24 protein-coding genes are annotated in these 24,540 nt (G+C 69.0%); 11 read left to right on the top strand and 13 right to left on the bottom strand.

Annotated features, from left to right (window positions below; translation table 11 throughout):
• Positions 1 to 10: 10 nt before the first annotated feature.
• Positions 11 to 775 carry a glucose 1-dehydrogenase gene (locus tag ABZ909_RS30345; RefSeq protein ID WP_357006224.1) on the bottom strand — a complete coding sequence of 255 codons (765 nt, stop codon included), beginning with the start codon at positions 773 to 775 and terminating at the stop codon, positions 11 to 13.
• A gap of 167 nt (positions 776 to 942) precedes the next feature.
• Between ABZ909_RS30345 and ABZ909_RS30340 the strand changes: the two genes are divergently transcribed.
• From ABZ909_RS30340 to ABZ909_RS30325, 4 genes are all read left to right on the top strand, one after another.
• Positions 943 to 2,070: an LLM class flavin-dependent oxidoreductase gene (locus ABZ909_RS30340; protein WP_357006221.1), complete on the top strand. Its 1,128-nt coding sequence runs from the start codon at positions 943 to 945 to the stop codon at positions 2,068 to 2,070.
• Positions 2,071 to 2,106: 36 nt separating this feature from the next.
• On the top strand, positions 2,107 to 2,862 hold the full coding sequence (locus ABZ909_RS30335; protein ID WP_357006218.1) for a glucose 1-dehydrogenase: 756 nt from the start codon (positions 2,107 to 2,109) through the stop codon (positions 2,860 to 2,862).
• 26 nt (positions 2,863 to 2,888) lie between these two features.
• The gene (locus ABZ909_RS30330; RefSeq protein ID WP_357006215.1) at positions 2,889 to 3,842 is read left to right on the top strand and encodes an alpha/beta hydrolase; all 954 of its coding nucleotides are present in this window, start codon (positions 2,889 to 2,891) and stop codon (positions 3,840 to 3,842) included.
• A gap of 74 nt (positions 3,843 to 3,916) precedes the next feature.
• Complete coding sequence (locus ABZ909_RS30325; protein WP_357006212.1) at positions 3,917 to 4,369, top strand: DUF4189 domain-containing protein; 453 nt, start codon at positions 3,917 to 3,919, stop codon at positions 4,367 to 4,369.
• Positions 4,370 to 4,385: 16 nt separating this feature from the next.
• Here ABZ909_RS30325 and ABZ909_RS30320 read toward each other — a convergent pair whose 3' ends face one another.
• The 3 genes from ABZ909_RS30320 to ABZ909_RS30310 form a co-directional block, all read right to left on the bottom strand.
• A complete protein-coding gene (locus tag ABZ909_RS30320) occupies positions 4,386 to 4,754 on the bottom strand; it encodes a DUF5313 family protein (RefSeq protein WP_357006209.1) in 369 nt (122 codons plus the stop codon).
• Positions 4,751 to 5,236 carry a MarR family transcriptional regulator gene (locus ABZ909_RS30315; protein ID WP_357006335.1) on the bottom strand — a complete coding sequence of 162 codons (486 nt, stop codon included), beginning with the start codon at positions 5,234 to 5,236 and terminating at the stop codon, positions 4,751 to 4,753. Before ABZ909_RS30315 ends, ABZ909_RS30320 begins: the two co-directional genes overlap by 4 nt.
• A 99-nt stretch (positions 5,237 to 5,335) precedes the next feature.
• The gene (locus ABZ909_RS30310) at positions 5,336 to 5,761 is read right to left on the bottom strand and encodes a nuclear transport factor 2 family protein (protein WP_357006206.1); all 426 of its coding nucleotides are present in this window, start codon (positions 5,759 to 5,761) and stop codon (positions 5,336 to 5,338) included.
• Between the two features lie 84 nt (positions 5,762 to 5,845).
• On the opposite strand from ABZ909_RS30310, the gene ABZ909_RS30305 reads away from it, so the two are divergent.
• From ABZ909_RS30305 to ABZ909_RS30295, 3 genes are all read left to right on the top strand, one after another.
• Positions 5,846 to 6,403 (top strand): TetR/AcrR family transcriptional regulator, encoded by a 558-nt coding sequence (locus tag ABZ909_RS30305; RefSeq protein ID WP_357006204.1) that lies wholly within the window; start codon positions 5,846 to 5,848, stop codon positions 6,401 to 6,403.
• Between the two features lie 423 nt (positions 6,404 to 6,826).
• Entirely contained in the window at positions 6,827 to 8,041 is a 1,215-nt protein-coding gene (locus ABZ909_RS30300) for a glutamate ABC transporter substrate-binding protein (RefSeq protein WP_357006202.1), read from the top strand.
• 74 nt (positions 8,042 to 8,115) lie between these two features.
• Positions 8,116 to 9,339 (top strand): RtcB family protein, encoded by a 1,224-nt coding sequence (locus tag ABZ909_RS30295; protein WP_357006200.1) that lies wholly within the window; start codon positions 8,116 to 8,118, stop codon positions 9,337 to 9,339.
• A gap of 6 nt (positions 9,340 to 9,345) precedes the next feature.
• Here ABZ909_RS30295 and ABZ909_RS30290 read toward each other — a convergent pair whose 3' ends face one another.
• Both ABZ909_RS30290 and ABZ909_RS30285 read right to left on the bottom strand, forming a co-directional pair.
• Positions 9,346 to 9,744, bottom strand: coding sequence for a hypothetical protein (locus ABZ909_RS30290; protein ID WP_354834858.1), 399 nt, complete (start codon positions 9,742 to 9,744; stop codon positions 9,346 to 9,348).
• Between the two features lie 198 nt (positions 9,745 to 9,942).
• Complete coding sequence (locus ABZ909_RS30285; protein ID WP_357006197.1) at positions 9,943 to 10,689, bottom strand: MBL fold metallo-hydrolase; 747 nt, start codon at positions 10,687 to 10,689, stop codon at positions 9,943 to 9,945.
• Between the two features lie 68 nt (positions 10,690 to 10,757).
• Here ABZ909_RS30285 and ABZ909_RS30280 point away from each other — a divergent pair, with 68 nt between their 5' ends.
• Positions 10,758 to 11,366 carry a TetR/AcrR family transcriptional regulator gene (locus ABZ909_RS30280; protein ID WP_357006194.1) on the top strand — a complete coding sequence of 203 codons (609 nt, stop codon included), beginning with the start codon at positions 10,758 to 10,760 and terminating at the stop codon, positions 11,364 to 11,366.
• A 254-nt stretch (positions 11,367 to 11,620) separates the two neighbouring features.
• Complete coding sequence (locus ABZ909_RS30275) at positions 11,621 to 13,684, top strand: RecQ family ATP-dependent DNA helicase (protein WP_357006333.1); 2,064 nt, start codon at positions 11,621 to 11,623, stop codon at positions 13,682 to 13,684.
• Positions 13,685 to 13,696: 12 nt separating this feature from the next.
• Here ABZ909_RS30275 and ABZ909_RS30270 read toward each other — a convergent pair whose 3' ends face one another.
• Positions 13,697 to 14,203: a MarR family winged helix-turn-helix transcriptional regulator gene (locus ABZ909_RS30270; protein ID WP_357006191.1), complete on the bottom strand. Its 507-nt coding sequence runs from the start codon at positions 14,201 to 14,203 to the stop codon at positions 13,697 to 13,699.
• 112 nt (positions 14,204 to 14,315) lie between these two features.
• Between ABZ909_RS30270 and ABZ909_RS30265 the strand changes: the two genes are divergently transcribed.
• Both ABZ909_RS30265 and ABZ909_RS30260 read left to right on the top strand, forming a co-directional pair.
• On the top strand, positions 14,316 to 15,158 hold the full coding sequence (locus ABZ909_RS30265) for an NAD(P)H-binding protein (RefSeq protein WP_357006189.1): 843 nt from the start codon (positions 14,316 to 14,318) through the stop codon (positions 15,156 to 15,158).
• 115 nt (positions 15,159 to 15,273) lie between these two features.
• On the top strand, positions 15,274 to 16,374 hold the full coding sequence (locus ABZ909_RS30260) for a methyltransferase (RefSeq protein WP_357006187.1): 1,101 nt from the start codon (positions 15,274 to 15,276) through the stop codon (positions 16,372 to 16,374).
• Between the two features lie 109 nt (positions 16,375 to 16,483).
• Here ABZ909_RS30260 and ABZ909_RS30255 read toward each other — a convergent pair whose 3' ends face one another.
• The 6 genes from ABZ909_RS30255 to ABZ909_RS30230 all read right to left on the bottom strand — a co-directional run bounded on the left by ABZ909_RS30255 (position 16,484) and on the right by ABZ909_RS30230 (position 24,385).
• Positions 16,484 to 16,987 carry a DUF4254 domain-containing protein gene (locus ABZ909_RS30255; protein WP_357006185.1) on the bottom strand — a complete coding sequence of 168 codons (504 nt, stop codon included), beginning with the start codon at positions 16,985 to 16,987 and terminating at the stop codon, positions 16,484 to 16,486.
• A 351-nt stretch (positions 16,988 to 17,338) separates the two neighbouring features.
• Complete coding sequence (gene proB / locus ABZ909_RS30250; RefSeq protein WP_357006331.1) at positions 17,339 to 18,418, bottom strand: glutamate 5-kinase; 1,080 nt, start codon at positions 18,416 to 18,418, stop codon at positions 17,339 to 17,341.
• A gap of 202 nt (positions 18,419 to 18,620) precedes the next feature.
• A complete protein-coding gene (gene obgE, locus ABZ909_RS30245; RefSeq protein ID WP_357006183.1) occupies positions 18,621 to 20,075 on the bottom strand; it encodes a GTPase ObgE in 1,455 nt (484 codons plus the stop codon).
• Between the two features lie 242 nt (positions 20,076 to 20,317).
• Complete coding sequence (rpmA, locus tag ABZ909_RS30240; protein WP_040806195.1) at positions 20,318 to 20,584, bottom strand: 50S ribosomal protein L27; 267 nt, start codon at positions 20,582 to 20,584, stop codon at positions 20,318 to 20,320.
• Positions 20,585 to 20,624: 40 nt separating this feature from the next.
• Positions 20,625 to 20,936 (bottom strand): 50S ribosomal protein L21, encoded by a 312-nt coding sequence (rplU, locus tag ABZ909_RS30235; protein WP_030512746.1) that lies wholly within the window; start codon positions 20,934 to 20,936, stop codon positions 20,625 to 20,627.
• Positions 20,937 to 21,274: 338 nt separating this feature from the next.
• Entirely contained in the window at positions 21,275 to 24,385 is a 3,111-nt protein-coding gene (locus tag ABZ909_RS30230) for a translation initiation factor IF-2 N-terminal domain-containing protein (RefSeq protein WP_357006329.1), read from the bottom strand.
• Positions 24,386 to 24,540 lie beyond the last annotated feature (155 nt).

The raw sequence follows: 24,540 nt of genomic DNA, 5'->3' as shown, positions 1-24,540 counted from the left end.
ATCTCGTTCCTTAGTAGCCGCAGCTGGTCAGCATGCCGCCGTCGACGACGAATTCGCCTCCGGTGCAATAGCTCGAGGCGTCCGAGGCCAGGAACAGGGCCACCTCGGAGACCTCGACCGGCTGACCCCAGCGCGGAATGGGCAATTCGGAGAAGAAGGTGTTGCCGTCCACCCCGGACGCGCCCGCGACGGACGCGGTCATGGGGGTGGCGATGCCGCCGGGATGAATCGAGTTCACCCGGATACCCGAGTGCCCCAGTTCCCGGGCGGCGGACTTGGTGAGCCCGCGCAGCGCGAATTTGCTCGCGCTGTAAGCGGAGAGACCGGCCGCACCGACGAAGCCCTCGACCGAGGACACGTTCACGATGGACCCGCCGCCGGCGGCGGTGAGCGCGGGCGCGGCCGTCTTGATGCCGAGGAAAGCGCCGGTGACGTTGATGTTCATGATGGTGTTGAACTCGTCCAGGCTCATCTCCACGATGCGCTTGAACCGCAGGATGCCGGCATTGTTGATGAGCACATCCAGCTTGCCGAACATGGTGGTCGCCACGGAAACCGCTGCCTGCCAGTCACTTTCACTGGTGATGTCGTGGTGCACGTAGTGGACGGCGGCGCCGAGTTCCGCGGCCAACGCCTTGCCCTCATCGTCCAGCACATCACCGAACACGACCTTGGCGCCCTCGGCCACGAAGCGGCGCACGTGCTCCGCTCCCATGCCCCGGGCGCCACCCGTCACCAGCGCCACCTTGCCGTCCAGCTGTCCCACCGATTCCATCCCTTCCGCTGCTCGTCAACCGACGCTAAGTCCCGATGCGGAACCCCGGCACGATGTGGTCCCGGCCACTGAGACAGACCCATGACCTGAGGCTATGGGTGCAGTTGTATTCCGGTTAGGCATAAGCGCCCGGACGGGTGACGAAGCGTCGCGGCAAGGAGCCCCGGATGAAGTTCTCGATGATCTTCGAAGCGCAGATGACCGACCCCACCGCCGCGCACGAGGCCCAGGTCCTGCGCGATTGCGTCGATCAGGCCGTGCTCGCGGATCAGCTCGGCTTCGACGCGGTGTGGGCGGTCGAGCACCACGGGCTCAAGTGGTACGCACACATGAGCGCGCCGGAGATCTTCCTGACCTGGGTGGCCGCCAAGACCTCGCGGGTGCGCATCGGGCACGGCGTGGTGTGCATGCCGTTCGGCTTCAATCATCCGGTGCGCGCCGCCGAACGCGCGGCCATGCTCGACGTGCTCTCCGGCGGCCGCCTGAACCTGGGGGCCGGCCGCGGTGCGACCGCGGTCGAAACCTCCATGTGCGGAGTCGATCCCGACCGCACCTATCAGGAGGTCGAGGAATCGCTGCGCATGATCGCGGCGGCCTGGCAGGACCCCGAGGGCGAATTCGAGTACCACGGCGAGCTTTTGGACATCGACCCCCACCACCTGCTGCCGCGCCCGGTGCAGCGCCCGCATCCCCCGCTGTTCATGGCCTGCACCAAGAAGGACACCCTGAAGCTGGCCGCCGAGTACGGAATCGGCGCGCTGGTCCTGGGTTTCGCGGGCATCGAGGAGATCGCCGAACTGCGGGGCATCTACGACGAGGCCATCGCGGCCCGCACCGGCGAACGCTTCGTCTCCACCGTGGTCAACGATCATTTCGCGGCGCTGTGCCCGACCATCGTCCTCGACGATCGGGAGAAGGCGCAGCAGATCGGCGCACGCGGCCAGCGCTTCTTCGCCCAGTCCATCAAGTACTACTACGGCGCGGGCCCGGTCCCCGACGAGGCCGTGGACCCGGCCGTCGACGAGATCGCCAAGATGAAGCAGGTCGCCGACGAACACGTCGCCTACCTGCACGAGGCCAAGATTCCGGTGAAGACCGGATCCACCGCCATCTTCAATACCGAGCACGCCTACGGCACCGCCGACGACGCCATCGCCTACGTCGAACGACTCCAGCAGGCCGGGGCCGACGAGATCCTGTGCCTGATCCAGATGGGCACCGTGCCCCAGGAGGCGTGCCTGGAAACCATCCGTCAGTGGGGCGAGAAGGTCATCCCCCACTTCCGTAACCAATAGACGACCGACAAGTAGATGACACAGAAAGAAGTCGAAATGGCTGATCTGACAGGAAAAGTCGCCCTTATCACCGGCGCCGCCCGCGGCCAGGGTGCGGCCGAGGCGCGACTTTTCGTGGAACGCGGCGCCAAGGTGGTCATCACCGACGTGCTCGAGACCGAGGGCAAGGAGCTCGCCGAATCCCTCGGCGACGCCGCACGTTTCGTGCGCCACGACGTCACCGACGCCGAAAGCTGGGACGCCGCGGTCAAGGTCGCCGTGGACACCTTCGGCAAGCTGGACGTGCTGGTGAACAATGCGGCCATCTACATCATGAAGCCGCTCACCGAGACCACCGCCGAAGAGCTGGAACGGATTCTGAAGGTCAACCTGGTCGGCGCCTTCCACGGCATCAAGGCCGTGCTGCCCGCCATGACCGCGGCCGGCGGCGGCTCCATCGTGAACATCTCCTCGCAGGCCGGGCTCGAGGGCCTGATGAACCACAGCGCCTACGGCTCCTCCAAGTGGGGCCTGCGCGGCCTGTCCAAGATCGCCGCCCTGGAGCTGGGCCCGGCCCAGATCCGGGTCAACTCCGTGCATCCCGGCCCCATCGCCACCCCGATGGTGCCCTACCTGACCACCGGCCCCGGCAGCTTCCCGACCCTGCCGCTGGAGCGCACCGGCGTGCCCGAGGAGGTCGCCGAACTGGTCGCCTTCCTCGCCTCCGACGCCTCCGCCTACGTCACCGGCGCCGAGGTGACCGTCGACGGCGGTCTCGCCGCGGGCAAGTTCATCCCGCGGAACATGCAGTAAGACAGCGCGATCCAGGAAGGCCCGCAATGACCCTGTCCCCCGAATGGCAGACCTTCGTCGACGCCGCCACCGCGGCGTTCCCGGCGCTGGGCACCGAGGTGCTCGACGCCGCCGAAGCGCGGGCCTTCCTGGCCGCCCGCCCCGCCGCCGCCGTCGAACCGATTCCCGTTGCGGGAGTGGAGGAATGGCTGGTGCCGGGGCCGGAAGACGCGCCGGAGGTGCCGGTGCGCCTGTATCGGCCGCTGGACGCCGAACCCGTTCCGGCCGTGGTGGTCTTCTACCACGGTGGCGGATTCGTGCTGTGCGGCCTGGACTCCCACGATCGATTCTGCCGCACCATGGCCAATGAGGCCGGGGTCATCGTGGTCTCGGTCGACTACCGCCGCGCCCCGGAGGCCCGCTTCCCGGCCGCGGCCGACGACGCCTACGCCGTCCTGTGCTGGGTCGCCGACCACGCCGAATCGCTCGGCGGGGATCCCGATCGCATCGCGGTGGCCGGGGACAGCGCGGGCGGCAATCTCGCCACCGTCGCCGCCCTCACCGCGCGCGACAACGGCGGTCCCGACATCGCCTTCCAGCTGCTCATGTACCCAATGCTGGACCCGAACTGCGATCGCCCGTCCTACACCGAGAACGCCGAGGGCTACTTCACCACCGCGGCACACATGCGGTGGTACTGGGAGCAGTACCTGGTCTCGGACACCGAGAAGTCCGAACCGTACGCCAATCCCACCATCGCGGACCTGACCGGACTCCCGCCCGCCCACATCGCCACCGCCGAATTCGATCCGCTGCGCGACGAGGGCGAGGCCTACGGGCAGCGGCTGCGCGAGGCGGGCGTCGAGACCGAGATCCACCGCTGGAACGGCACCGTGCACGGGTTCATGTCGATGGCCTTCCATCTGCGAGAAACCCAGCGCGCCAATGCGACCGCGTTCACCGCGCTGCGCCGGGCGCTGGCCCGCACACCCGTCGTCTGAAAATTCCCCGTTGGTTCACGGGCCGACCGGTTAGCATCACCTGCGTTCACATATCTGAAACGTCAGGAATTCTCTTGCCGGTCGCACGCCTTATTCCCTCGGCGACGAATCATGCCCGATTCGCCACGGGGGCAGCCGCTCTCACCGCGGCCATCACCCTCACCGCGGCCCTGGCGGGATCCGCCGGGGCCGCACCCCAATCCTTCGGCACACTCGCGCTGTCCCGGCTGAGGAACGCCGCGGTCGCCGACATCGGCACCAACAAGGTCACCGCCGACGCCGCCGCGATCCACGACTGCGCCAGCTACGACTGTGAGATCGTGCTCCGCTTCACCGGCGGCTGCGGCGCGGTCGCCCAGGGCGCGGACGGCACCTGGGGCTGGGCCCAGGGCGCAAGCCTCGACGAGGCCGAACAGAACGCCGTGACCGGGCTCGGCCAGAGCGCTCCCCCATTCCCCGACCTGGGCAGCGCGCAACCCCGCGCCGCCCACGTCGTTGCCAGCACCTGCACCGAAAGCGGGCAGTAGCACCGGTTTTCGAGGCTCAGTGCGGGTACTGGGCCTCGTACGCCGCCCGTTCGGCGGCCCGGCGGGCAGCCCGCACCGGATTCTCCAGGTCCTCGGGGAAGCCGTGCTTCACCAACCGGTGCGCCCGGTTCATCGGCATGTAGGCCACGATGTAGAACAGCGCCAGCAGCAGGCCCAGCAGGATCACCGCCAGCTTCAGCCACAGCTCACCCGGCAGCAGGAAGGCCAGCGCGAACACCGGGACCAGCGGCACCAGCTGCCGCACGATGTGCCGCGGCACCGCCCAGGGTCCGGTGAGGTCGTTGCGCACCCACTCGTGCAGATCTTCGGGCAGCACGTGCCCGCACGAATAGCCGAGCCACTGAACAGGGTTGGGGCGCTTCATTTCCGGTTTCCCTTCGTTGATCCGGCCTGCTCGCCATCCGCCAAGACCGACCGCCGCGCCGCGGTGTTGACCCGGTTCAGCACCTCGCGCAGCTCCTCGAGATCCGCCAGGCTCACCCCCAACCGAGCCACCACCGCCGGCGGAATCCTCTCCGCCTCCGTGCGCAATTCCCGCCCGGCGTCGGTCAGATCCACGACCAGATTGCGCTCGTCGTGGCTGTCGCGCCGGCGAGTGATGAGCCCGGCCGTCTCCAGCCGCTTCAGCAGCGGCGAGAGCGTCGGCGAGTCGAGTTGGATGGCCTCGCCGATGTCCTTGACCGACATCGGCGCCTCACCCCACAGCGCCAGCATCACCAGATACTGCGGATGCGTCAGACCCATGGGCTCGAGCAGCGGCCGATAGACCGCCAGCACCGCCCGATTGGCCACCGCCAGCGCGAAGCACACCTGCCGGTCCAGCCGCAGCGGGTCTTCGACCTCCAACTCCACCGCTCAGCCCTCCTCGATCGTCTTGGTTAGGGCAATAATAGTTAATGCACTAACTGTTCGTCGACGATCGGGTGGGTAATCGAAGTCACACCCTCACCCCTGCAGCTCCTGCCGCATGGTCAGGATCCGACCGGTGTCCATGTAGTCGCGGAAGAGCGTGACCAGGCCGTTCTGCACCCGAATCACATTGACGGAGCTGCGGACCCAGGCCCGCGGCTGTCCGGGTCGGGTGATGTCGATATCGACCTCGGTGATGAACAGCTCCGGATCGCCGGTCTCGTGAACGACCGGACGGATGCCGTGCAGCTCCAGACTCGGCATGCCCGACCAGCGGGAGGCCAGGTACTCACGGATCGCCTCCCGGCCCTCGATGCGGGTGGGCTCGCCGGGAATCAGGAACGGGATCTCGAACACGGCATCCGGATCGAAGAGCGAGACGAACCGGTCGGCATCGCGCGAGGGCAGGCTCTGAAACAGCTGTTCGACAAGGTCACGAGGGGTTTCTACGGAAGTGGTCACGACTGCCTCCAAAAACGGAACGTTGGACCCGATTAGTATTCGGGGCGTGCGCCCCGCTTGTCAACGGGTGGGTAGGCTGTCGGAGTGACGGATCGACCCCTGCGCGCCGATGCGCGCCGCAATCGCGAGCGGGTGCTGGCCGCTGCCCAGGAAGCCTTTGCCGCCGAAGGCCTTTCGGTGCCACTGGACGAGATCGCCCGGCGGGCCGGTGTCGGGGCGGGCACGGTATACCGCCACTTCCCCACCAAGGAGGCGCTTTTCGAGGCCGCCATCCTGGATCAGGTCGAGAAGATCACCGCACACGCCCGCGACCTGACCACCGCCGACGATCCGGGGACGGCGTTCTTCGAATTCCTGGAGAAGCTGGTCCTGCAGGGCGGCGTCAAGCGCGACCTCGCGGATGCGTTGCGCGCCACCGGCGGTGAATACCCGCACACGGTCTCGCGCGACCTCGAAGCAGCGCTGGCGGCACTGCTCTCCCGCGCCCAGCAGGCGGGCGCGGTGCGGCCCGACATCAGCGTCGGCGACCTGCTCACCATCATCAAGGGCATCTTCCTCGCCGCACACGACGCGGGCGCAACCCCGGGACTGCGCGAGCGCACCTTCGCGGTGATGACCGACGGATTGCGCACCCCGCGCTGACCGGCCGGAACCAGCGGAGACCGGCCTGTCCGGGGATTCGAGGCCAATGCCGGTCCGCTGCAGACGATCTCCGACCCGAGCACCCGAAATTCGCCGAGTACATCAAGATGGAGTCCTTCCCGGCCGTCTCTCCTCCACCCCGCAGCCGCACGATATCGTCGGGCCTCCCGATCGTCCCGAGTTCGCGAACGGCCCGCGGCAGCGTGCTACGGGCCATTCGCAAATCTGGAGCAATAATCGCTGAAATATTGCGGAATTAACTGAAGCGCGGGCGAATCGCGCGTCCAGTTCGGCGATGTCCGCACGTTTTCTCAACTCGGATGCTTTGATGCACCATGTGCCGACCGGTTGCTCTCCGCACCTCGGCCCGGGGCTGTTCTTCGACTTTCATCCGCACGAGTTGACGACAGGAGATCGGATTCGATGAAGCGTGCGATCCGCGCCGTCGCGGTTACGGCTGGACTGGCACTGGCAGCCTGCGGTACCACCCCGAAACCCGACGATGCGCCGCCACCGCGGACGCTGACCATCGGCATCAAATCCGATCAACCCGGGCTGGCGGTCAGGGGACCCGACGGCAAACTCTACGGCTTCGATGTCGACACCGCCGTCTACATCGCCGGCAAGCTCGGCGTCACCCCCGATCACATCACCTGGCGCGAGGCTCGCTCCGATGAGCGCGAGGACCTGTTGAACTCGGGCGCAGTCGATTTCATCGTCGGCTCCTACTCCATCACCGCCGCCCGCCAGCAGCTGGTCTCCTTCGCCGGGCCCTACCTGCTGGCCGGGCAGGACCTGCTGGTGCGGCAGGGCGAACGCGCCATCGACCAGCCCGAGGACCTGGACGGACGCACCGTCTGCACCGCCGAGGGCTCCACCTCCGCGGACAAGATCCGGCGCGGCTTCGCCCAGAACGTGCAGCTCACCACCCGCGACACCTACGCGCAGTGCGTCGCCGACCTGATCGCGGGCACCATCGACGCCGTCACCACCGACGATGTCATCCTCGCCGGATACGCCCACGAACACCCGGGCGTGCTGCGTGTGGTCGGGCACCGCTTCACGCGCGAGCGCTACGGGGTCGGCGTGCACAAGGGCGATCTCGAATTGCAGAGCCGCATCACCGCGGTCATCCGCATGATGATCGACGACGGCAGCTGGCGGCGCGCCATGGATACCCATCTCACCGCAAGTGGATACCAACCGCTGCCGGCCCCGGTGGTGTTCAATGCGCCGGATAAAACGGTCACTCCCGGCGATCCGACCACCCTCGACCCGGAATTGGTGAATGCCGCCACAGCCGTCGCCGCCACCTCCAATGCCCGCGACTGGGAGGGCTTCCGTTCCCTGGTCTGCCCCGAAACCCCCGACGCCATCGACGAAATCGTTTTCCAATACACCCCGCAATTCGACAAATCACTCGGTGCGGAGGTGAAGAACGCCGGCTACACGAATACCGTCACCGGAGTCACCCAAACCGACCCGAACTCCGCCACCTTCGCATTCCACGAAACCTTCACAAACGTCCCCGAGAAATACCGCAGCTATTTCAAGGACGTCGACTACACCGGAACCATGGTCCGCCGCGCCGGCTCCTGGAAACTGTGCGGCCTGGCCGCCGACTTCGTCGAACCCTGACCGCCGGATAAATAGGTGCACTGGGACGGGAAGTGGACCTACCGTGGACGGCAGTCGAGAGGAAGGACAGTCCCATGTTTCCCGTCGAGCTGCGCGGTACTCGGGCGCAGACGCTCATGTGGGCCCACGAGCACGAGGTCGAACCGGCCGCGCTGCAGCAGCTGCGCAACATCGCGCAACTGAAGTGGGTATACGGGGTACGGGTGATGCCGGACGTGCACCTGGGCAAGGGCGCGACGGTCGGCTCGGTCATCGCCATGAAGGACGCGGTCGCGCCCGCGGCGGTCGGCGTGGACATCGGTTGCGGAATGGAGGCCGTGCTCACCTCGCTGACCGCGGCCGATCTGCCCGACAACCTGCACTCGCTGCGGTCACGGATCGAGGCGGTCCTGCCGGTGGGGTTCGCGGCCCACCACGACCCGGTGAACGTGAACCGGTTGAACGCAGAGGTTTTCGGTCAGCGCGCGGCGGGCACCACCCTGCGCGCGGGGTGGGAGCGCTTCTGGAAGACGTTCGATTCGCTGGATCCGGCCGTGCACGCACGCGAGTCCAAGGCACACAAGCAGATGGGAACGCTGGGCGGCGGCAACCACTTCCAGGAGCTGTGCATCGACACCGAGCAGCGAGTCTGGATCCTGCTGCACTCCGGAAGCCGCAATATCGGCAAGGAACTCGCCGAGCGGCACATGGCCGCGGCCCGCAAACTGCCGCACAATGCGGATCTGCCGGATCGCGACCTGGCGGTATTCCTGTCCGGAACACCGGAAATGGACGCCTACCGGCATGACCTGACCTGGGCGCAGGAGTACGCGGCGCGCAACCGGGCCGTCATGCTCGCCCTGGTCTGCAGGGCCGTGCGCGACGAATTCGAGGGTCTGGACGTGCGATTCGACGATCCCATCTCCTGCCACCACAACTATGTGGCGGAGGAGGTCATCGACGGCATGCCCATGCTGGTCACCCGCAAGGGCGCGGTGCGCGCGGGCGCGGGCGACCTGGCGCTGATTCCGGGGTCGATGGGCACGCGCTCATATGTGGTGCGAGGCAAGGGGAATCCGGCCTCGTTCCAGTCGGCGGCGCACGGCGCGGGCCGGCGGATGAGCCGCAATGCGGCCAAGCGCCAGTTCACCGTGGCCGACCTGGTCGCACAGACCGAGGGCGTGGAGTCCCGCAAGGACGCCGGGGTGATCGACGAGATCCCCGCGGCCTACAAGGACATCGACCAGGTCATCGCGGCGCAGTCCGACCTGGTCGACATTGTCGCCACGCTGCGGCAGGTGCTGTGCGTGAAGGGTTGATCGGGGTCAGCGGCGGCGGAAGGTCGCGGCCGCACCCGCACCCACCAGCAGGATGCCCACGATGAGCGGGAATCCCGTTTGCAGCCACTGGAACAGCGCGATGTGCATGTCGTCGGACACCGGCAGATCGCCGATCAGGCGGAAGGTGTCGTCCGGGAAGATGAAATGGATGATCCCGGGCAGCACCCCCCATACCAGCCCGGCGATGATGGTGCCCGCCGGCGAATAGGCGGCCAGGGCCGCCACCAGCAGGAACACCACCGCGGCAATGAGGATCTCGACGGTGGAGCCGACGCGGTCGGCGAAGTCCCCGAGGATCGTCCACTGCCTGGTCCCGGCCGCGCCGCGGGCGGCCAGGACGATGCCGACGGGGGTCAGGATCAACCCCACCAGCGCGCCGGTCACCGTCCGCGAAACACCTCCACTACTGCGAAACTCTGCACCCGGCGGAGTCCACCCCGCGGGCGACGGAAACTTCTCCGGCATCTGCGTCTCCCTGCGCATCCGGGACGCCCTTCGTGCCCGGAACCCTATTGTCCGTCCCCGCACGGGATTCCGCGCGATCTTGACCCCACCGCAACCAACGCGGTCTCCACTGGTGTTTTACAGGGCCGACGTTTGTCCGGTTCGGAGTAATTGCACGGTTGTCTCCGGGGCGAGATCCGCTGCGGCGGCACGGAAGTGCTCGGCCCCGTTCCGATCACCCTTGGTCATGAGGCGGTCGCCGAGAGGTCCGCTGGAGAAGGCGTAGTGGATAGGGACGGCCACACGCGGACGCAGGACCCGGGCCAGATCGGCAGCCTCGACCGCGTCCATGACCACCTGCCTGTTGAGCGCCGGGCGAATGCGCAGGCCGTTCACCGGGAGCAGGGCCAGATCCAACTCCGGGAAACGCCGGGCGATCTCGTCGAGTTCGGCGATGCGCAGGGTGTCCGCACCGAAGAAGACGGTGTGGCCGTCGGCGCGCAGCACGAAGGTCACCTCGGGGACGCCGTGACTGGCCGGAGCGGCCGTCACCTCGACCGGGCCGAGGTGAGTGCGCTGCCAGGGCGCCAGCTCGACCACATTCGTGAATCCGGCCGCGCGGACCTTCATCGCAAGACCCGGCACCACCGCGAATGGCACTGATTTATCGGGATAGGAGATCAGCGCGCCGAGGTCACAGTGGTCGTAATGGCCGTGGCTGATCACTATTCCGGACAACTCCGGCAGGTCGGTCGCGGTGGCGAAGGCGCGTGGCTCGCCCTGCCGATAGAACCGGGTCTCCGACAGCCACGGGTCGGTGAGGATTCGGGCTCCCCCGAAATCGAGGAGGGCGCTGGCATGGACGACGCGGGTCACCGTGAGCATGGTGTTTCCTAACAAGACGGGCGTCTACTTACGATGTAAGTAGACGCCCGTCTTGTTACCCTGTCAATGTGCCCGACCGATCCACCACCGCCCGCCACCGCAATCGCCGGGGCGAAGGCGCGCGCCTGCGCGACGAACTCGTCGACGCCGCCAGCCGTCTCCTCGAAGATCTCGACGGCCAGGAGGCGCTGTCCCTGCGCGCCGTCGCCCGCGCCGCCGGCGTCGCCCCGCAGAGCGTGTACCTACACTTCGCCGACAAACGCGAACTCCTCACCGCCGTCTACACGGTGCGCTTCGCCGAGCTCCGCGACGCCCTGCTCACCGCCCTCGCCCTCATCCCGGAACCCGATGGCGCGGCGCGTCTTTCGGCGCTGTGCCACGCGTTCGTCGACTACGGCGTCGCCAATCCCGGCCACTACCGCGTGCTGTTCGGCACCGCCGGAACCCCCGGCTGGGAACCCACCGCCGGCCAACTCCCCGGGCTCCCGACCATTCATCTCCTGATCGAGACCGCGGCCACCGCGGGCGCACCGGATCCCGAAGCCACGGCGCAAAGCCTCTGGGCCGGCATGCACGGCCTCATCACGCTGCGTCAGGACCGGCCCAGCTTCCCTTGGCTTCCCCTCGATCGCCTGGTCGGCACGCTGGTCGACGCCCACCTGGCCGCCGGGCGCTGATCGGCGGCCCGCCCCGGCGACAGCGCAGGTCGCCCGCGCGGGCGGCACGCAAGGGTGCGAAGTCGGCCGAAAATCCGGGCGGTGGGCAGGCGGTGTCGGCGCGGTGGGGCACGATGGAGCGCGTGACCTCGACCGACCCCGCCACCCCGCCCGCCATCGACCCTCCGGCCTCGACGGCGACCGGCACGTCCCGGCCGTCGCCCGAAGCCGCCGACCCCAGCTCGGCGGCATCGGATCCGGTTCGCGCGGGCGGCCTGCGGGAGGACGCCGAGGCGCTGCTGCGGGAGCTGGCCGGGCCGCAGGCGCGGCTGCGCGAGGATCAGTGGATCGCAATCGAGGCGCTCGTAGTGCGGCGGCGGCGGGCACTCGTGGTGCAGCGCACCGGATGGGGCAAGTCCGCGGTGTACTTCATCTCGGCGAAGCTGCTGCGGGCGCAGGGACGGGGGCCGACGGTGATCGTGTCGCCGCTGCTGGCCCTGATGCGCAACCAGGTCGCGGCGGCCGAACGCGCGGGAGTCGTTGCGGCGACCATCAATTCGGGGAACGTCACCGAGTGGGACGAGATCCACGCGCGGGTGGCGGCCGGGGATGTCGATGTGCTGCTGGTGAGTCCGGAGCGCTTGAACAATCCGGACTTCCGCGATTCGGTGCTGCCCAAGCTGGCCGCGGACGCGGGGCTGGTGGTGATCGACGAGGCACACTGCGTGTCCGACTGGGGTCACGACTTCCGGCCGGACTATCGGCGGATCCGCACGCTCATCGCCGATCTCGGATCCGAGGTGCCGGTACTGGCGACCACGGCCACCGCCAACGACCGGGTGGTGACCGATGTGGCGACCCAGATCGGAACGGACACATTGGTTTTGCGCGGCACCCTCGACCGGGAGTCCCTGCATCTGTCGGTGGCGCGCATCCCCGACGCGGTGCAGCGCACGGCCTGGCTCAGCCGGCGGCTGCACGAACTGCCGGGCTCCGGCATTGTCTACACGCTCACGGTGGCCGCGGCCCACGATCTCGCCGACGTTCTCAACTCGCACGGACACCACGTCGCCGCCTACACCGGGCAAACCGACCCCACCGAACGGGAAGCCCTCGAGGCCGCGCTGCTGAACAACGAGGTGAAGGCGCTCATCGCCACCTCCGCGCTCGGAATGGGTTTCGACAAGCCGGATCTCGGCTTCGTCGTACATCTCGGCGCGCCCTCCTCCCCCATCTCCTACTACCAGCAGGTGGGCCGCGCGGGCCGCGGCACCGAGCGGGCCGAGGTGGTGCTGCTGCCCGGCCACGAGGACCGGCAGATCTGGAGTTACTTCGCGTCGGTGGCCTTCCCGCGCGAGCACATCGTGCGGTCCGTGCTCGCCGCCCTCGACACCGACCGGCCGCTGTCCACCGCCGCCCTGGAACCGCTGGTGGAGCTCAACCGCTCCCGCCTGGAGATGGTGCTCAAGGTGCTGGACGTGGACGGCGCGGTGCGCCGGGTGCGCGGCGGCTGGCTGGGCACCGGTCAGCCCTGGGTCTACGACACCGAACGCTACGAGCGGCTCAGTGTGGCGCGCGAGGCCGAGCAGCAGGCGATGATCGACTACGAGTCCACCGCCGAGTGCCGGATGACGTTCCTGCGCAGGCAACTCGACGATCCGGGCCTCACCTCGGACGCCCGCTGCGGCCGCTGCGACAACTGCACCGGCACTCGCCCGGACATCGCCGTCGACGCCACCGACCTGGCCGAGATCCGCACCCGCCTGGACCGGCCCGGCATCGATCTCGCGCCCCGCAAGCAGTGGCCCACCGGCCTGGCCAAACTCGGAATCCCACTGTCCGGCAAGATCACCGACGGCCCCGAGACCGGCCGCGTCCTGGGCCGCCTCAGCAACCTCGGCTGGGGTCAGCGCCTGCGCCCGCTTCTCGACGGCCCCGACGCCCCGGTCCCCGATGACGTCTTCCGCGCCTGCACCACCGTGCTGCGCGAATGGAATTGGGCCCAGCGCCCCACCGCCGTCATGGCTCTGGACGCCGGCGCCCACCCGATCCTGACCCGCTCACTGGCCGCCCGCCTCGCCGAGGTCGGCCGCCTAACGGACCTCGGTGTCCTCCACCTGCGCCCCGACCTGCCACCGGTCTCGGCCGCCAACTCGGCCCATCGGGTGGCCGCCCTCCACAATGCCTGGGAGACACCGGATCTCAGCGCGATCGATGGCCCCATCCTGCTGGTCGACACTCTGACCGACACCGGATGGACGTTCACCATGGCCGCCCGCACGCTCCGCGCCGCGGGCGCGGCCGCGGTCCTCCCCTTCGCCCTGGCCACCCCGTCCTGATCACCCGCGAGCTCAGGCGTCGGCGGGTGGGCGTCGGTTCTTGAGATTGTCGATGGCGTCGACGTAGCGGAGCATCAAGCGGGCGAAGTCGAGGCGGTCCTGTTCGGGCCATTCGGCGGTGATGTACTCGTACGCGGCACGCTGCCGGCGGCGGAAGTCGCGCATGAACTTGAGGCCCTGCTCGCTCAGCTCGAGGACCGCCCGGCGGCCGTCCAGCTGGGAGGGGACCCGCCGCAGGTAGCCCGCTTTGATGCTGTCGGTGACCATGCGGCTGGCCACCGAGGGATCGACGCACATACCCGCTGCGATACCGCCGACCGTCATCTCCTGCCCGGGGTCGCGGGGGTCCTGGCCGGGGCCCTGAGGGCAGCCGAGCACCATGCCCAGCAGCAGGGCCCGGGTCGAATCCCTGGTGCTGATGGGGACTTCGACCTCCTGGAGGACGCCGCGGCGGAGCTTGCCGAATGCCGGTCCGATGGCATCGAGCAGCTCGTCAGGGGTGCGGTCGTCCTGGGTCATGGAGCACATCGTATCTGCATGCATTCGAGAACATATGTGTTGACTCGCAAATGTGTGCATGACAGCATGCATTTGTCCATCTGCATGGATTTCCACTCGATCGGAGTACGCCATGACCATCCTCGTCACCGGCGCCCGCGGCCAGATCGGCCGCGCCGTCCTCACCACCCTGCACGCCCGGGGCCTGCCCGTCCGCGCGGCCAGCAAGGACCCGTCCGCCCTCGACCTCCCCGCCGGGATCGAGGTCGTCGCGCTGCGCGGCGACGATCCCGAAAGCCTCACCGCCGCAATGGAAAACGTGCGCCAGGTCTTCCTCTACGCCGACCCCGGCACCGCGGACGCCTTCGTGCGGGCCGCCGAGCAGGCCGGAGTCGAGCACGTCGTATTGCTGTCATCCTCCGCGGTCGACTCTCCCGACGCCGCCTCCAATCCCATCGGCGCCAGCCACCTGGCGGTCGAAAAGGCGCTCGCCGCTTCGACTCTCGCCACCACCACCCTGCGACCCGGCGGATTCGACAGCAATGCCTTCGGCTGGATCCCGGCCGTCTCGTCGGGGCAGCCCATCGAGCACGCCTACCCGGACGCCGCCCTGGCCATGATCCACCCGCTGGATATCGCCGATATCGCCGTCGCCGCCCTCACCGGCCCCGAATTGCGCGGCCGCACAGTCAGTCTCACCGGCCCAGAGGCGATCAGCTTCCGCGCGCAGATCGCTGCGCTGTCGGAGGCCATCGGCCGGGAAATCCCGATCGTCACCATCACCCCCGAGCAGGCGCGAGCGCAGCTGTCGCAAACCATGCCGCCGTACATCGTGGACGCCCTGCTGACCATCTGGGCGCTGACCACAGAGCAGCCCCAGACCCCGGCCGACACCACCGACACCCTGCTGGGCGTCCCGGGCCGCACGTTCACACAGTGGGCCCGCGAGAACGCCGCCGCCTTCACCGCCGCCTGACCCGCGCCACGCCGGGCTGATTGCCCGGCCGTCGCGGAAACCACTGCCCACCAGGACCGCAGCGCGTAGGCTCACACAAATCCCGCAGTCGCCGAACGATCCCGGGGAGTTCATCATGGCGTCCGCATCACTCAAGGCTCCACCTTTGCCGTTCCTGCGCGCCATCACCTGGGTCCGCGACGGCCTGTACGCCCTGCATCGTCGGATGGTTCCCGGGCACATCGCGCTCCTGGAACTGACCACGGCCGGATATCTCAGTCAGGCCACCTGCGCGGCGGCAGAGCTGGGCATCGCCGACGCGCTCGCCGAAGGCCCCAGGCAGCCGGCCGACCTCGCAGCGGCGGTCGGCGCGAACGAGGACGCGCTGCGGCGGCTCATGCGCCTGCTGATCAGTGCGGGCGTATTCGCCCAGCGCCGCGACGGCGCGTACGAGCTGACCGGCATCTCGCAGGGGCTGCGTTCCGATGCGCCGGTCTCGCTGCGGGATCTGCTGCTGTTCTTCGGGGCCGATCTGCATCGCAAGCACTGGACGCACCTCAGCGGCTCGGTCCGGTCCGGCGGCTCACTCTGGCCCGAGCTGGAAGGCATGGAGTTCTTCGAGTTCGCCGACAAGCACCCCGAGGCTGGGGAGATCTTCGACCGGGCCATGGCCAGCGTCAGCAGTCTGTCCAACGAGCCATTGCAGGCCGCCTTCGACTTCGGCCGGTTCGGCTCGATCGTTGATATCGGCGGCGGGCGCGGCAGCCTGCTCGTCGACATCCTGCAACACCATCCCGCCATGCGCGGCACCGTCTTCGACCTGCCCCGCGTGCGGGAAGGCCTCGAGGAAGAGCTCGGTGGGCCGGGCCTGACCGGCCGGCTGACCTTCGAGCCGGGCAGCTTCTTCGACTCGGTCCCCAAGGGCGCCGACGCCTACCTGCTCAAACACGTTCTGCACGACTGGTCGGACGAGGATGCCGAACGCATCCTGCGCACCGTCCGCGCCGGGATGGGATCCGAGGCGCGCCTGCTCATCATCGAAATGGTCATGCCGCAACACCACCGCCCCCACCCGGGCAAGATCATCGACCTGGAGATGCTGATCCAGACCCGGGGCGGCCGGGAACGCACCCAGATCGAATTCGGAAACCTGCTCTCCCGCAGCGGATTCGTGCTCACCGGGGTGACCGCGACCGCCGCCCCCGACTGCGTGATCGAGGCCCATCCAGCGTGGTGATCGGGCCTGCCCGCCTGGTCGGTGGGGCGCCCGCGGGGCGTGTGCGGCGCAAGGTCACACGCCCGGCGCGGGGCTCCCGCCACCCGGATGCGGTTGCCGCGCCGGCGCATCAGGCGGAGCGGCGGATTCTCGGGCCGACAACCCCTGCGGCCCGATCGGTCCAGCCGTCCGCCATCTGCGCCAGCAGGAACCAGGCGGCGTGTACTTGTTCGTCCGATACGTTCTCTGCCGTTCGGAGCAGATGCACGGCGCGCACATGGGCGGCCGCCATGGCATCCACCACGGCCCCGAGGGATTCGGCCCGCGCTGCACCCCTCGGCAGCGCCCGGCTCGTCACCCACTCGTCGATGAACGAGACCAGTTGAGCGCGTAGCTCGTCGATCCCGCCCGCATTGCCGGACTGCTCCCGCCGCTGCAGGTGCAGTTCGGCCAGCGCCCGGGCCCAGCGGGTGACCGCGTGGTCCTCGGGCTGATCACCGATGTGGCCGCAGAAGGCGGCCAGCAGTTCATGCCAATCGGGCAGTAGTGGGCGTTCGGCGAACCTCTCCTCGAAACTCGTGTCACGGCCGCTCGCCAGCCACAGCTGTGTCCTATCAGGTTGCGGTACGTACATACCTACCTCCACGGGCGGTGCGGCGCACCCGGAGCCGCGGGCGATCACCGGACCGCGAGCCCGGCGCGGCAAGGGCGGACCGCGCCGGATCCAGGCAACCGCTATCGGCGAAGGGCACATCTCGATGCGGCACCGGGTGCTCCTCAAGCATGAACCTCCGGGCCGTCCCGCCCACTGCCCTTCCCCCGCCCTCCCCCTGCCCCTCGCCCGAGGGACCAACCGACCGGTTCGTGGCGTTACTTCGCCTCTCCCCCAATGCAATTCGCCCGTAACCGGCACTTCGCCATCGTGTGCCGCGGGCGAAACCAGACCTTCACCAGATCGTCGACCAAACCTCGACCGGGGCGGTGACTAGACCTTCACCAGATCGTCGGCATGCACCACGGGGCGCTGCATGCTGTCGGGGAGGGCGGTGGTGGAACGACCCTTCATGGTCTCCAGCTCATCACTGTCGTAGGCGGCCACGCCGCGGGCGACGACCCGGCCGTCGGGCGCGATCAGGTCGATGACATCACCGGCATAGAAGTGACCCGCCACCTCGGTGATACCCGCGGCCAGCAGCGAGTGGCGGCGCTCCGACACGGCCGCGACCGCGCCCGCGTCCAGATGCACCGCGCCCCGGGCGTCGGCGGCGTGCCGGACCCAGAACTTGCGAGCCGAGAGCCGCACCGGACGCGCGGCGAAGGCGGTGCCCACGGTCGCGCCCGAAAGAGCCGCCGCCGCATCCGAAGCCGCGGCCAGCAGTACCGGCACGCCGGCATCAGCGGCCAGACGGGCCGCCGACAGCTTCGAGGCCATGCCGCCGGTGCCCAGCGCACCACCGGATCCGGCGATGACGCCGTCCAGGTCGGCGCTGCTGCGCACCTCGGGAATGAAGTTCGCGGCACCCTTGCGGGGATCGCCGTCGTAGAGGCCGTCGACATCCGACAGCAGGATCAGGGCATCCGCGCCGACCAGGTGGGCCACCAGCGCCGCCAGCCGGTCATTGTCGCCGAACCGGATCTCTTCCGTTGCGACAGTGTCGTTCTCGTTCACCACCGCGATGGCGTGCAGTGAGCGCAGGCGGTCGAGGGTGCGCTGGGCGTTGCGGTGCGGCTCACGACGACCGAAGTCGCCCGCGCTCAACAGCACCTGGCCGACCACGCGATCGTAGCGGGCGAAGGAGGTGCCCCAGGCGTGCGCCAGCGCCAGCTGCCCGACACTCGCGGCGGCCTGCTTGGTGGCGAGATCCCTTGGGCGCTTGGACAATCCGAGCGGGGCCATGCCCGCGCCGATGGCGCCCGAGGACACCACCACCAGATCCGATCCCGCGCGCATGCGGGCCTCGACCGCATCGGCCAGCCGGTCCAGCCGGCCGGTGTCCAGGCCGCCCTCCAGGGAGGTCAGCGCCGACGAGCCGATCTTCACCACCACACTGCGCGCCGACGCGATCGCCTGCCGCGCCGCACTGAGCTCTGCAGATCCGGCACCGAGCTCCTCGAGTCCAGCGCCCTGTTCCGTCACCTGAGTGCCGCCCGAACCCACTTGCACCACACCTCAATTCGCCCGCGGCACCGCAGCGCCGTCGCACCCGAATCCGTTGCTCAACCGCACCGGCTGCCCGCTCCATTGCGAACGACCCTGCGGCACTGTATTACTCGTCGTCCTCGGTCACCAGGCCGCGGCGCACGCGCGAGGCGTGCTTGCGCTCGGCGGCGCCGATGCGTTCGGTCTGATCCAGACGCGGGTCCACACCGCGGCGGGTCATCAGCGTCTCCACACCGGCGGAGATCGAAGGCTCCCAATCGAAGCAGTAATCCGCGATGGTGACCGACGCACCCGGCTCCGCGCCGAGCTTGACCAACTCGTCCTCGACGCCGAGGCGGGCCAACCGGTCGGCCAGGTAGCCCACGGCCTCGTCATTGTCGAACTGGGTCTGGTGCACCCACCGCTCGGGCCGCTCGCCGATGACGATGAAGCCGCCCTCGACCTCGGGATCCTCGATGACCCGGAAACCGCTGTCGCCCTTGGCGACCGGGCGGATGATCTGCCGCTTCGGCTCCGCCTTCGGGTGCGCCGCCCGGTACTCGGCGACCATCTCCGCGAGCGCGAAGGTCAACGGCCGCAAGCCTTCCCGGCTCACCGCCGAGATCTTGAAGACCGGCCAGCCGCGCTTCTCGAACTCCGGCAGCACGAACTCGGCCAGCTCGTCGGCATCCGGAATATCGGCCTTGTTCAGGATGACCACGCGCGGGCGATCCGCCAGATCACCCAGACCGGCGTCGCCCACCAGCGCGGGCTGGTACGCGGCCAGCTCGGCCTCCAGCGCGTCCACATCCGACACCGGGTCACGGCCCGACTCCAGCGTCGCGCAGTCCACCACATGGGCCAGCACCGCGCAGCGCTCCAGATGGCGCAGGAAGTCCAGGCCCAGGCCGCGGCCCTCGCTCGCACCCGGGATCAGACCGGGCACATCGGCCACGGTGAAGGTGGTGTCACCCGACTGCACCACACCGAGATTCGGCACCAGCGTGGTGAACGGGTAGTCCGCGATCTTCGGCTTGGCCGCCGACAGCACGGACACCAGCGACGACTTGCCGGCCGACGGGAAGCCCACCAGGCCCACATCCGCCACCGACTTCAGCTCGAGCACCAGCTCGCGCTCCTGGCCGTCCTCGCCGAGCAGCGCGAAACCGGGCGCCTTGCGCGACTTGGACACCAGCGCGGCATTGCCCAGCCCGCCGCGGCCGCCCTGGGCCGCCACGTACGTCGAACCCACCCCGATCAGGTCGGCCAGCACCTCACCGTCGGTGCTCATGATTACGGTGCCGTCCGGTACCTTCAGCAGCAGCCCCTCGCCCTGCTTGCCATTGCGGTTGCCGCCCTCACCGGGTTTGCCGTTGCCGCCCTTGGCATGCGGGTGGAAGTGGAAGTCCAGCAACGTGTGCACATTGGGGTCGACCTCGAGGATCACGTCCCCGCCATTGCCGCCATTGCCGCCGTCCGGGCCGCCCAGGGGCATGAACTTCTCACGCCGCACCGAGGCACACCCGTGCCCACCCTTGCCCGCGCGCACGTACAAAACGACACGGTCGATGAATTTGGACATGCTGTATCCTCTGCCTCCGCTTCGCTCCGGCGGGTTCGCGGCCCTGAAGGTCTCGTTCTTCCCTCCTCCGCTCCTCCGCTTCGCTCCCCCGCTCCGTCTTTCCGGAACGAGATGAGCCGCGAATCACAGAGCGGACGATCACAGATCAGTGAGCTGCATCGTATTGTCTCAAAACACAAAGCGGGTCAGGGTTCCTCACCCTGACCCGCTTCGAAGTGTGTGGAATGGCTCCGGTGCGCCGGTCAGGCGTTCACCGGCTCCGGAACCACGATGTTGACGGTCTTGCGACCACGCTTGGTGCCGAACTGCACCGCGCCCGCCTCGAGGGCGAACAGCGTGTCGTCGCCGCCACGGCCGACGTTGACGCCGGGGTGGAAGTGCGTGCCGCGCTGGCGAACCAGGATCTCGCCGGCCTTGACGGTCTGACCGCCGAAGCGCTTCACACCGAGCCGCTGGGCATTCGAATCGCGACCGTTGCGCGAGCTGGATGCACCCTTCTTATGTGCCATTTCAGAACTCCTCGTGCCGGGGTGCGAACCCCAAGTCGGACTACTTGATGCCGGTGACCTTCAGGACCGTCAGCTTCTGACGGTGGCCCTGACGCTTGTGGTAGCCGGTCTTGTTCTTGAACTTGTGGATGCGGATCTTCGGGCCCTTGGTCTGTTCGACGACCTCGGCGGACACGGAAACCTTCGCCAGCTTGTCAGCATCGGTGGTCAGCTCGGCGCCGTCAACGACCAGCACCGGCGACAGCGACACCGCAGTGCCCGGCTCACCCTCGATCTTCTCGACCTTCACCAGGTCACCGACCGCGACCTTGTACTGCTTTCCGCCGGTCTTGACGATCGCGTACGTTGCCATCGGTCGGCTGCCCTTCTTTCTCTTCGAGTGCACGAAGTGCTCGGCACTCTGCTCACACGGCCGGTCGCCGGTTCGCACCGGAAACCGCCGCAGACTGGTCTGGTGGTTTTCACCGCCGCCTCGGGCCTTTGGTTCTACTGAACCGAACCGGGCCCACTCACAGCACTAGTCACAACAGAGTGCCGTCGCAGGGGGCAGCGACTGACCAAGACTACAGGACACGGCCGACCCCCTCCAAACCGGACCGCCGCCCGCCACCGCAAGGTGTTCGTCACCGGCCGAAAAGGCCGTGGCCCCGCCGAAATTCGGCGGGGCCACGGCTGGCTGACGAGAGCCGGCTAGTTCTCGCCCTCCGGCGCACCGGCGGGACGGCCCGCGGCCCGGCGACGCGGGCGGGACCGCGGCGGCACCGCGGCCGGAGCCAAGTCGTCCAGACTGAAGCCCGGCTTGTCGGACTGATCCGCGCTGGAGAGCACGAACACCGCGCCCTGGCTGTCGGCGGCCGGGGCCGAGGCCGTGCGCGCCACCCGGCGACGGGTGGGACGACGACCGGGCTGGGCCACCGCGGCGGCGGCCGCGTGGGCCTCGGCGATCGGCGATTCCGTTGCCACAGGCTCGGACTCGACCACGAGGGTGTCCGCGGCGGCCGCAGTACCGTTGGTGGCCGGCGCGCTCTCGACCGCCGCCTCCTCGGTAGCGGTCTCGACCTCGGCCACCGCGCGTTCGGCCAGGGCGGCCTCGGCGGCGGCGTTCTCGGCCTCGCGCACGATGACGGACTCGGCGGCCGCGACATCGGCCACGCTCACCGATTCACCCTCGGCCAGCACCGCATTCGCGGCATCGGCGACCGCGATGGCGTCCTCGTCCGCCGCGTGCGTGGCCTCCTCGGCGACGTGCGCGGCCATGGCCATGGCGACCGGGTGGGCGCGCTTGGCCGCGGCCTGCCCGGCCTTGCCCTCGTGCTTCTCGGCCTTCTCCTCGGCCACCGGCTCGACGGCCGGGGCCTCGGCGGCGGCCGCGCTGCGGTCCTTGCGGCGGCGGCGCGAACCCTCGCGACGGCCCACACCCTCGCCGCTGTCCCCGGCCGGAGCCGACGACTCGACGGGGTAGTTGTGCACCAGGATGCCGCGGCCGTGGCAGGTCTCGCAGGTGGTGGAGAACGCCTCGACCAGGCCGGTGCCCAGCTTCTTGCGGGTCATCTGGACCAGGCCCAGCGAGGTGACCTCGGAGACCTGGTGACGGGTGCGGTCCCGGCCCAGCGCCTCGGTGAGGCGGCGCAGCACCAGATCCCGGTTCGACTCCAGGACCATGTCGATGAAGTCGACGACGATCATGCCGCCGATATCGCGCAGCCGCATCTGGCGCACGATCTCCTCGGCCGCCTCCAGGTTGTTGCGGGTCACTGTCTCTTCGAGATTCGACCCGCCCGACCCGGTGAACTTGCCGGTGTTGACGTCGATGACGGTCATGGCCTCCGTCCGGTCGATCACCAGGGTGCCGCCGGAGGGCAGCCACACCTTGCGGTCGAGGGCCTTGGCCAGCTGTTCGTCGATGCGCAGGGATCCGAACACGTCCACGCCGTTGTTCTCGTGGCGCTCGACCCTGGCCAGCATGTCCGGGGCGACCGTGCGGACGTAGTTCTCCACCGTGGTCCAGGCGCGCTCGCCCTCGATGACCAGCTTGGAGAAGTCCTCGTTGAACAGGTCGCGGACCACCTTGACCAGCAGGTCCGGCTCTTCGTACAGGGTTTTGGGCGCGCCCGAGCCGTTCTTGGACTGCTCCTCGATGGTGCGCCAGGTCGCCTGCAGCCGCTCCACATCGCGGGCCAGCTCGGCCTCGGAGACACCCTCCGACGCGGTACGGATGATGACGCCCGCGTCCTGCGGCACGATGTCGCGCAGGATCTCCTTGAGCCGCTTGCGCTCGGTGTCGGGCAGCTTGCGGGAGATACCGGTCGAGGTGCCGCCCGGCACGTACACCAGGAAGCGACCGGCCAGGCTGATCTGCGTGGTCAGGCGAGCGCCCTTGTGGCCCACCGGATCCTTCGAGACCTGCACCAGCACGATGTCACCGGGCCGCAGCGCCTGCTCGATCTTGCGCTCCTTGCCGCCCAGACCGGCGGCCTCCCAGTTCACCTCACCCGCGTACAGCACGCCGTTGCGGCCGCGGCCGATGTCGACGAACGCCGCCTCCATCGACGGCAGCACGTTCTGCACCTTGCCCAGGTACACATTGCCGACCATCGACGCCGACCCGGTGGAGGTCACGAAGTGCTCGACCAGGATGTTGTCCTCGAGCACCGCGACCTGGGTGGTGGAGCTGGGGTGCTCGGAGAAGTGCTTGTCGCGCACCACCATCACCCGGTCCACCGCTTCGCGGCGGGCCAGGAACTCCGACTCGGTCAGGATGGGCGGACGCCGGCGGCCGGCCTCGCGACCGTCGCGGCGGCGCTGGCGCTTGGCCTCCAGGCGGGTCGAACCGCTGATGCCCTGCACCTCGTCCACCTGCATGGCGCGGCGCTTGCTGCGCGGCTCGCGCTCGTGCACGACGGTGTTCGGGGGATCGTCTTCAGCGGCTTCGGGCTCGTTGTCGTCTCCGCCCTTGCGGCGGCGACGGCGACGGCGGCGACGGCTGCTCGAGCCCTCGGGCACGGCCGCGCCCTCGTCTTCATCCTCGGCGACGTCGGTGTCGGCGGATTCGGCCGACTCGTCGGCCTCGCCCTCGGGCTGCTCGTCGCCCTCGGCCTCATCGGTGTCGTTGTCGCCGTGCTGTTCTCCACGACCGCGGCCGCGACCCCGGCGGCCCCGGCGGCGACGCCGCGAGGTGCCTTCACCGCGCTGGTCGCGGTCCTGGTCGGCGTCCCACTCGCCCTCGTCCTCGGCTTCCTCGGACGCGGTTTCCTCGGTGACGGCCTTGGCCTCGAGCTCCTGCTCCTCGGCGGCCTGCTCCTCGGCACGGGCCTTGCGACCGGCGCGCTCGACACGGCGCTGGCGGCGGGCGTCCTCGGCGGCCGCGGCATCCGGCGCCTGGAACAGCGGCGCGGCCACCACAGCGGCCGGCTGGTACTGGACCGGCTCCTCGAGCTGCGGCTCGCTCTGGAACGGGCTCGCGAACAGGGCGGTCTGCTTGACCGCGGGCGCGACGGGCGCGGTGTCCTCGACGGCCTCCACCTCCTCGGCGGCCAGCTCGTCGGCCGCCCGGTCGTCACCGGCGGCGATGGCCTCGTCGACGGTGGTCTCGGCGATCGGCTCGGGCCCGGCCGGGGCGGGTTCGACAATCTCGACGTCACGCGGGCCGAAGGCGTCGCGGACGGTTTCGGCGACGGTGCGGTCCAGACTCGATTGCGGGCTTCGCGCCTGCGCGCCCATCTCGGTCAGGTGGGCCAGAATACGTTTGCTGGTGGTGCCCAGCAGCTTCGCCAGTGCGTGCACTCGGATCCGTTCCGGCAATTGTTCGGCAGCCGGGGTGATCTGAGCGCCCCCTTCGCCGTTGCTCTGCGATGCTTCCAGCGGCTCTTGATCGGCCACGAAATCTCCTCGGGGCCCCCGGGCGCGTTCCTCCGAGGAGTGACGCGGCCGACGCGGGGGCGCTGTCTTGTTGGCCT

It is taken from the genome of Nocardia sp. NPDC046763 (assembly GCF_040645495.1).
Taxonomy (GTDB): domain Bacteria; phylum Actinomycetota; class Actinomycetes; order Mycobacteriales; family Mycobacteriaceae; genus Nocardia.
This window is presented reverse-complemented; position numbering and strand designations above follow the sequence as displayed.

Excerpts from the sequence above, each read along its gene's own strand:
- rpmA (WP_040806195.1), bottom strand. The coding sequence starts at position 20,584 with ATGGCACATAAGAAGGGTGCATCCAGCTCGCGCAACGGTCGCGATTCG.
- ABZ909_RS30265 (WP_357006189.1), top strand. The coding sequence starts at position 14,316 with ATGACCATCCTCGTCACCGGCGCCCGCGGCCAGATCGGCCGCGCCGTC.
- rplU (WP_030512746.1), bottom strand. The coding sequence starts at position 20,936 with ATGGCAACGTACGCGATCGTCAAGACCGGCGGAAAGCAGTACAAGGTC.
- ABZ909_RS30320 (WP_357006209.1), bottom strand. The coding sequence starts at position 4,754 with ATGAAGCGCCCCAACCCTGTTCAGTGGCTCGGCTATTCGTGCGGGCAC.
- ABZ909_RS30335 (WP_357006218.1), top strand. The coding sequence starts at position 2,107 with ATGGCTGATCTGACAGGAAAAGTCGCCCTTATCACCGGCGCCGCCCGC.
- ABZ909_RS30255 (WP_357006185.1), bottom strand. The coding sequence starts at position 16,987 with ATGTACGTACCGCAACCTGATAGGACACAGCTGTGGCTGGCGAGCGGC.
- ABZ909_RS30345 (WP_357006224.1), bottom strand. The coding sequence starts at position 775 with ATGGAATCGGTGGGACAGCTGGACGGCAAGGTGGCGCTGGTGACGGGT.
- ABZ909_RS30295 (WP_357006200.1), top strand. The coding sequence starts at position 8,116 with ATGTTTCCCGTCGAGCTGCGCGGTACTCGGGCGCAGACGCTCATGTGG.
- ABZ909_RS30270 (WP_357006191.1), bottom strand. The coding sequence starts at position 14,203 with ATGACCCAGGACGACCGCACCCCTGACGAGCTGCTCGATGCCATCGGA.
- ABZ909_RS30340 (WP_357006221.1), top strand. The coding sequence starts at position 943 with ATGAAGTTCTCGATGATCTTCGAAGCGCAGATGACCGACCCCACCGCC.
- ABZ909_RS30285 (WP_357006197.1), bottom strand. The coding sequence starts at position 10,689 with ATGCTCACGGTGACCCGCGTCGTCCATGCCAGCGCCCTCCTCGATTTC.
- ABZ909_RS30300 (WP_357006202.1), top strand. The coding sequence starts at position 6,827 with ATGAAGCGTGCGATCCGCGCCGTCGCGGTTACGGCTGGACTGGCACTG.
- obgE (WP_357006183.1), bottom strand. The coding sequence starts at position 20,075 with ATGTCCAAATTCATCGACCGTGTCGTTTTGTACGTGCGCGCGGGCAAG.
- ABZ909_RS30330 (WP_357006215.1), top strand. The coding sequence starts at position 2,889 with ATGACCCTGTCCCCCGAATGGCAGACCTTCGTCGACGCCGCCACCGCG.
- ABZ909_RS30260 (WP_357006187.1), top strand. The coding sequence starts at position 15,274 with ATGGCGTCCGCATCACTCAAGGCTCCACCTTTGCCGTTCCTGCGCGCC.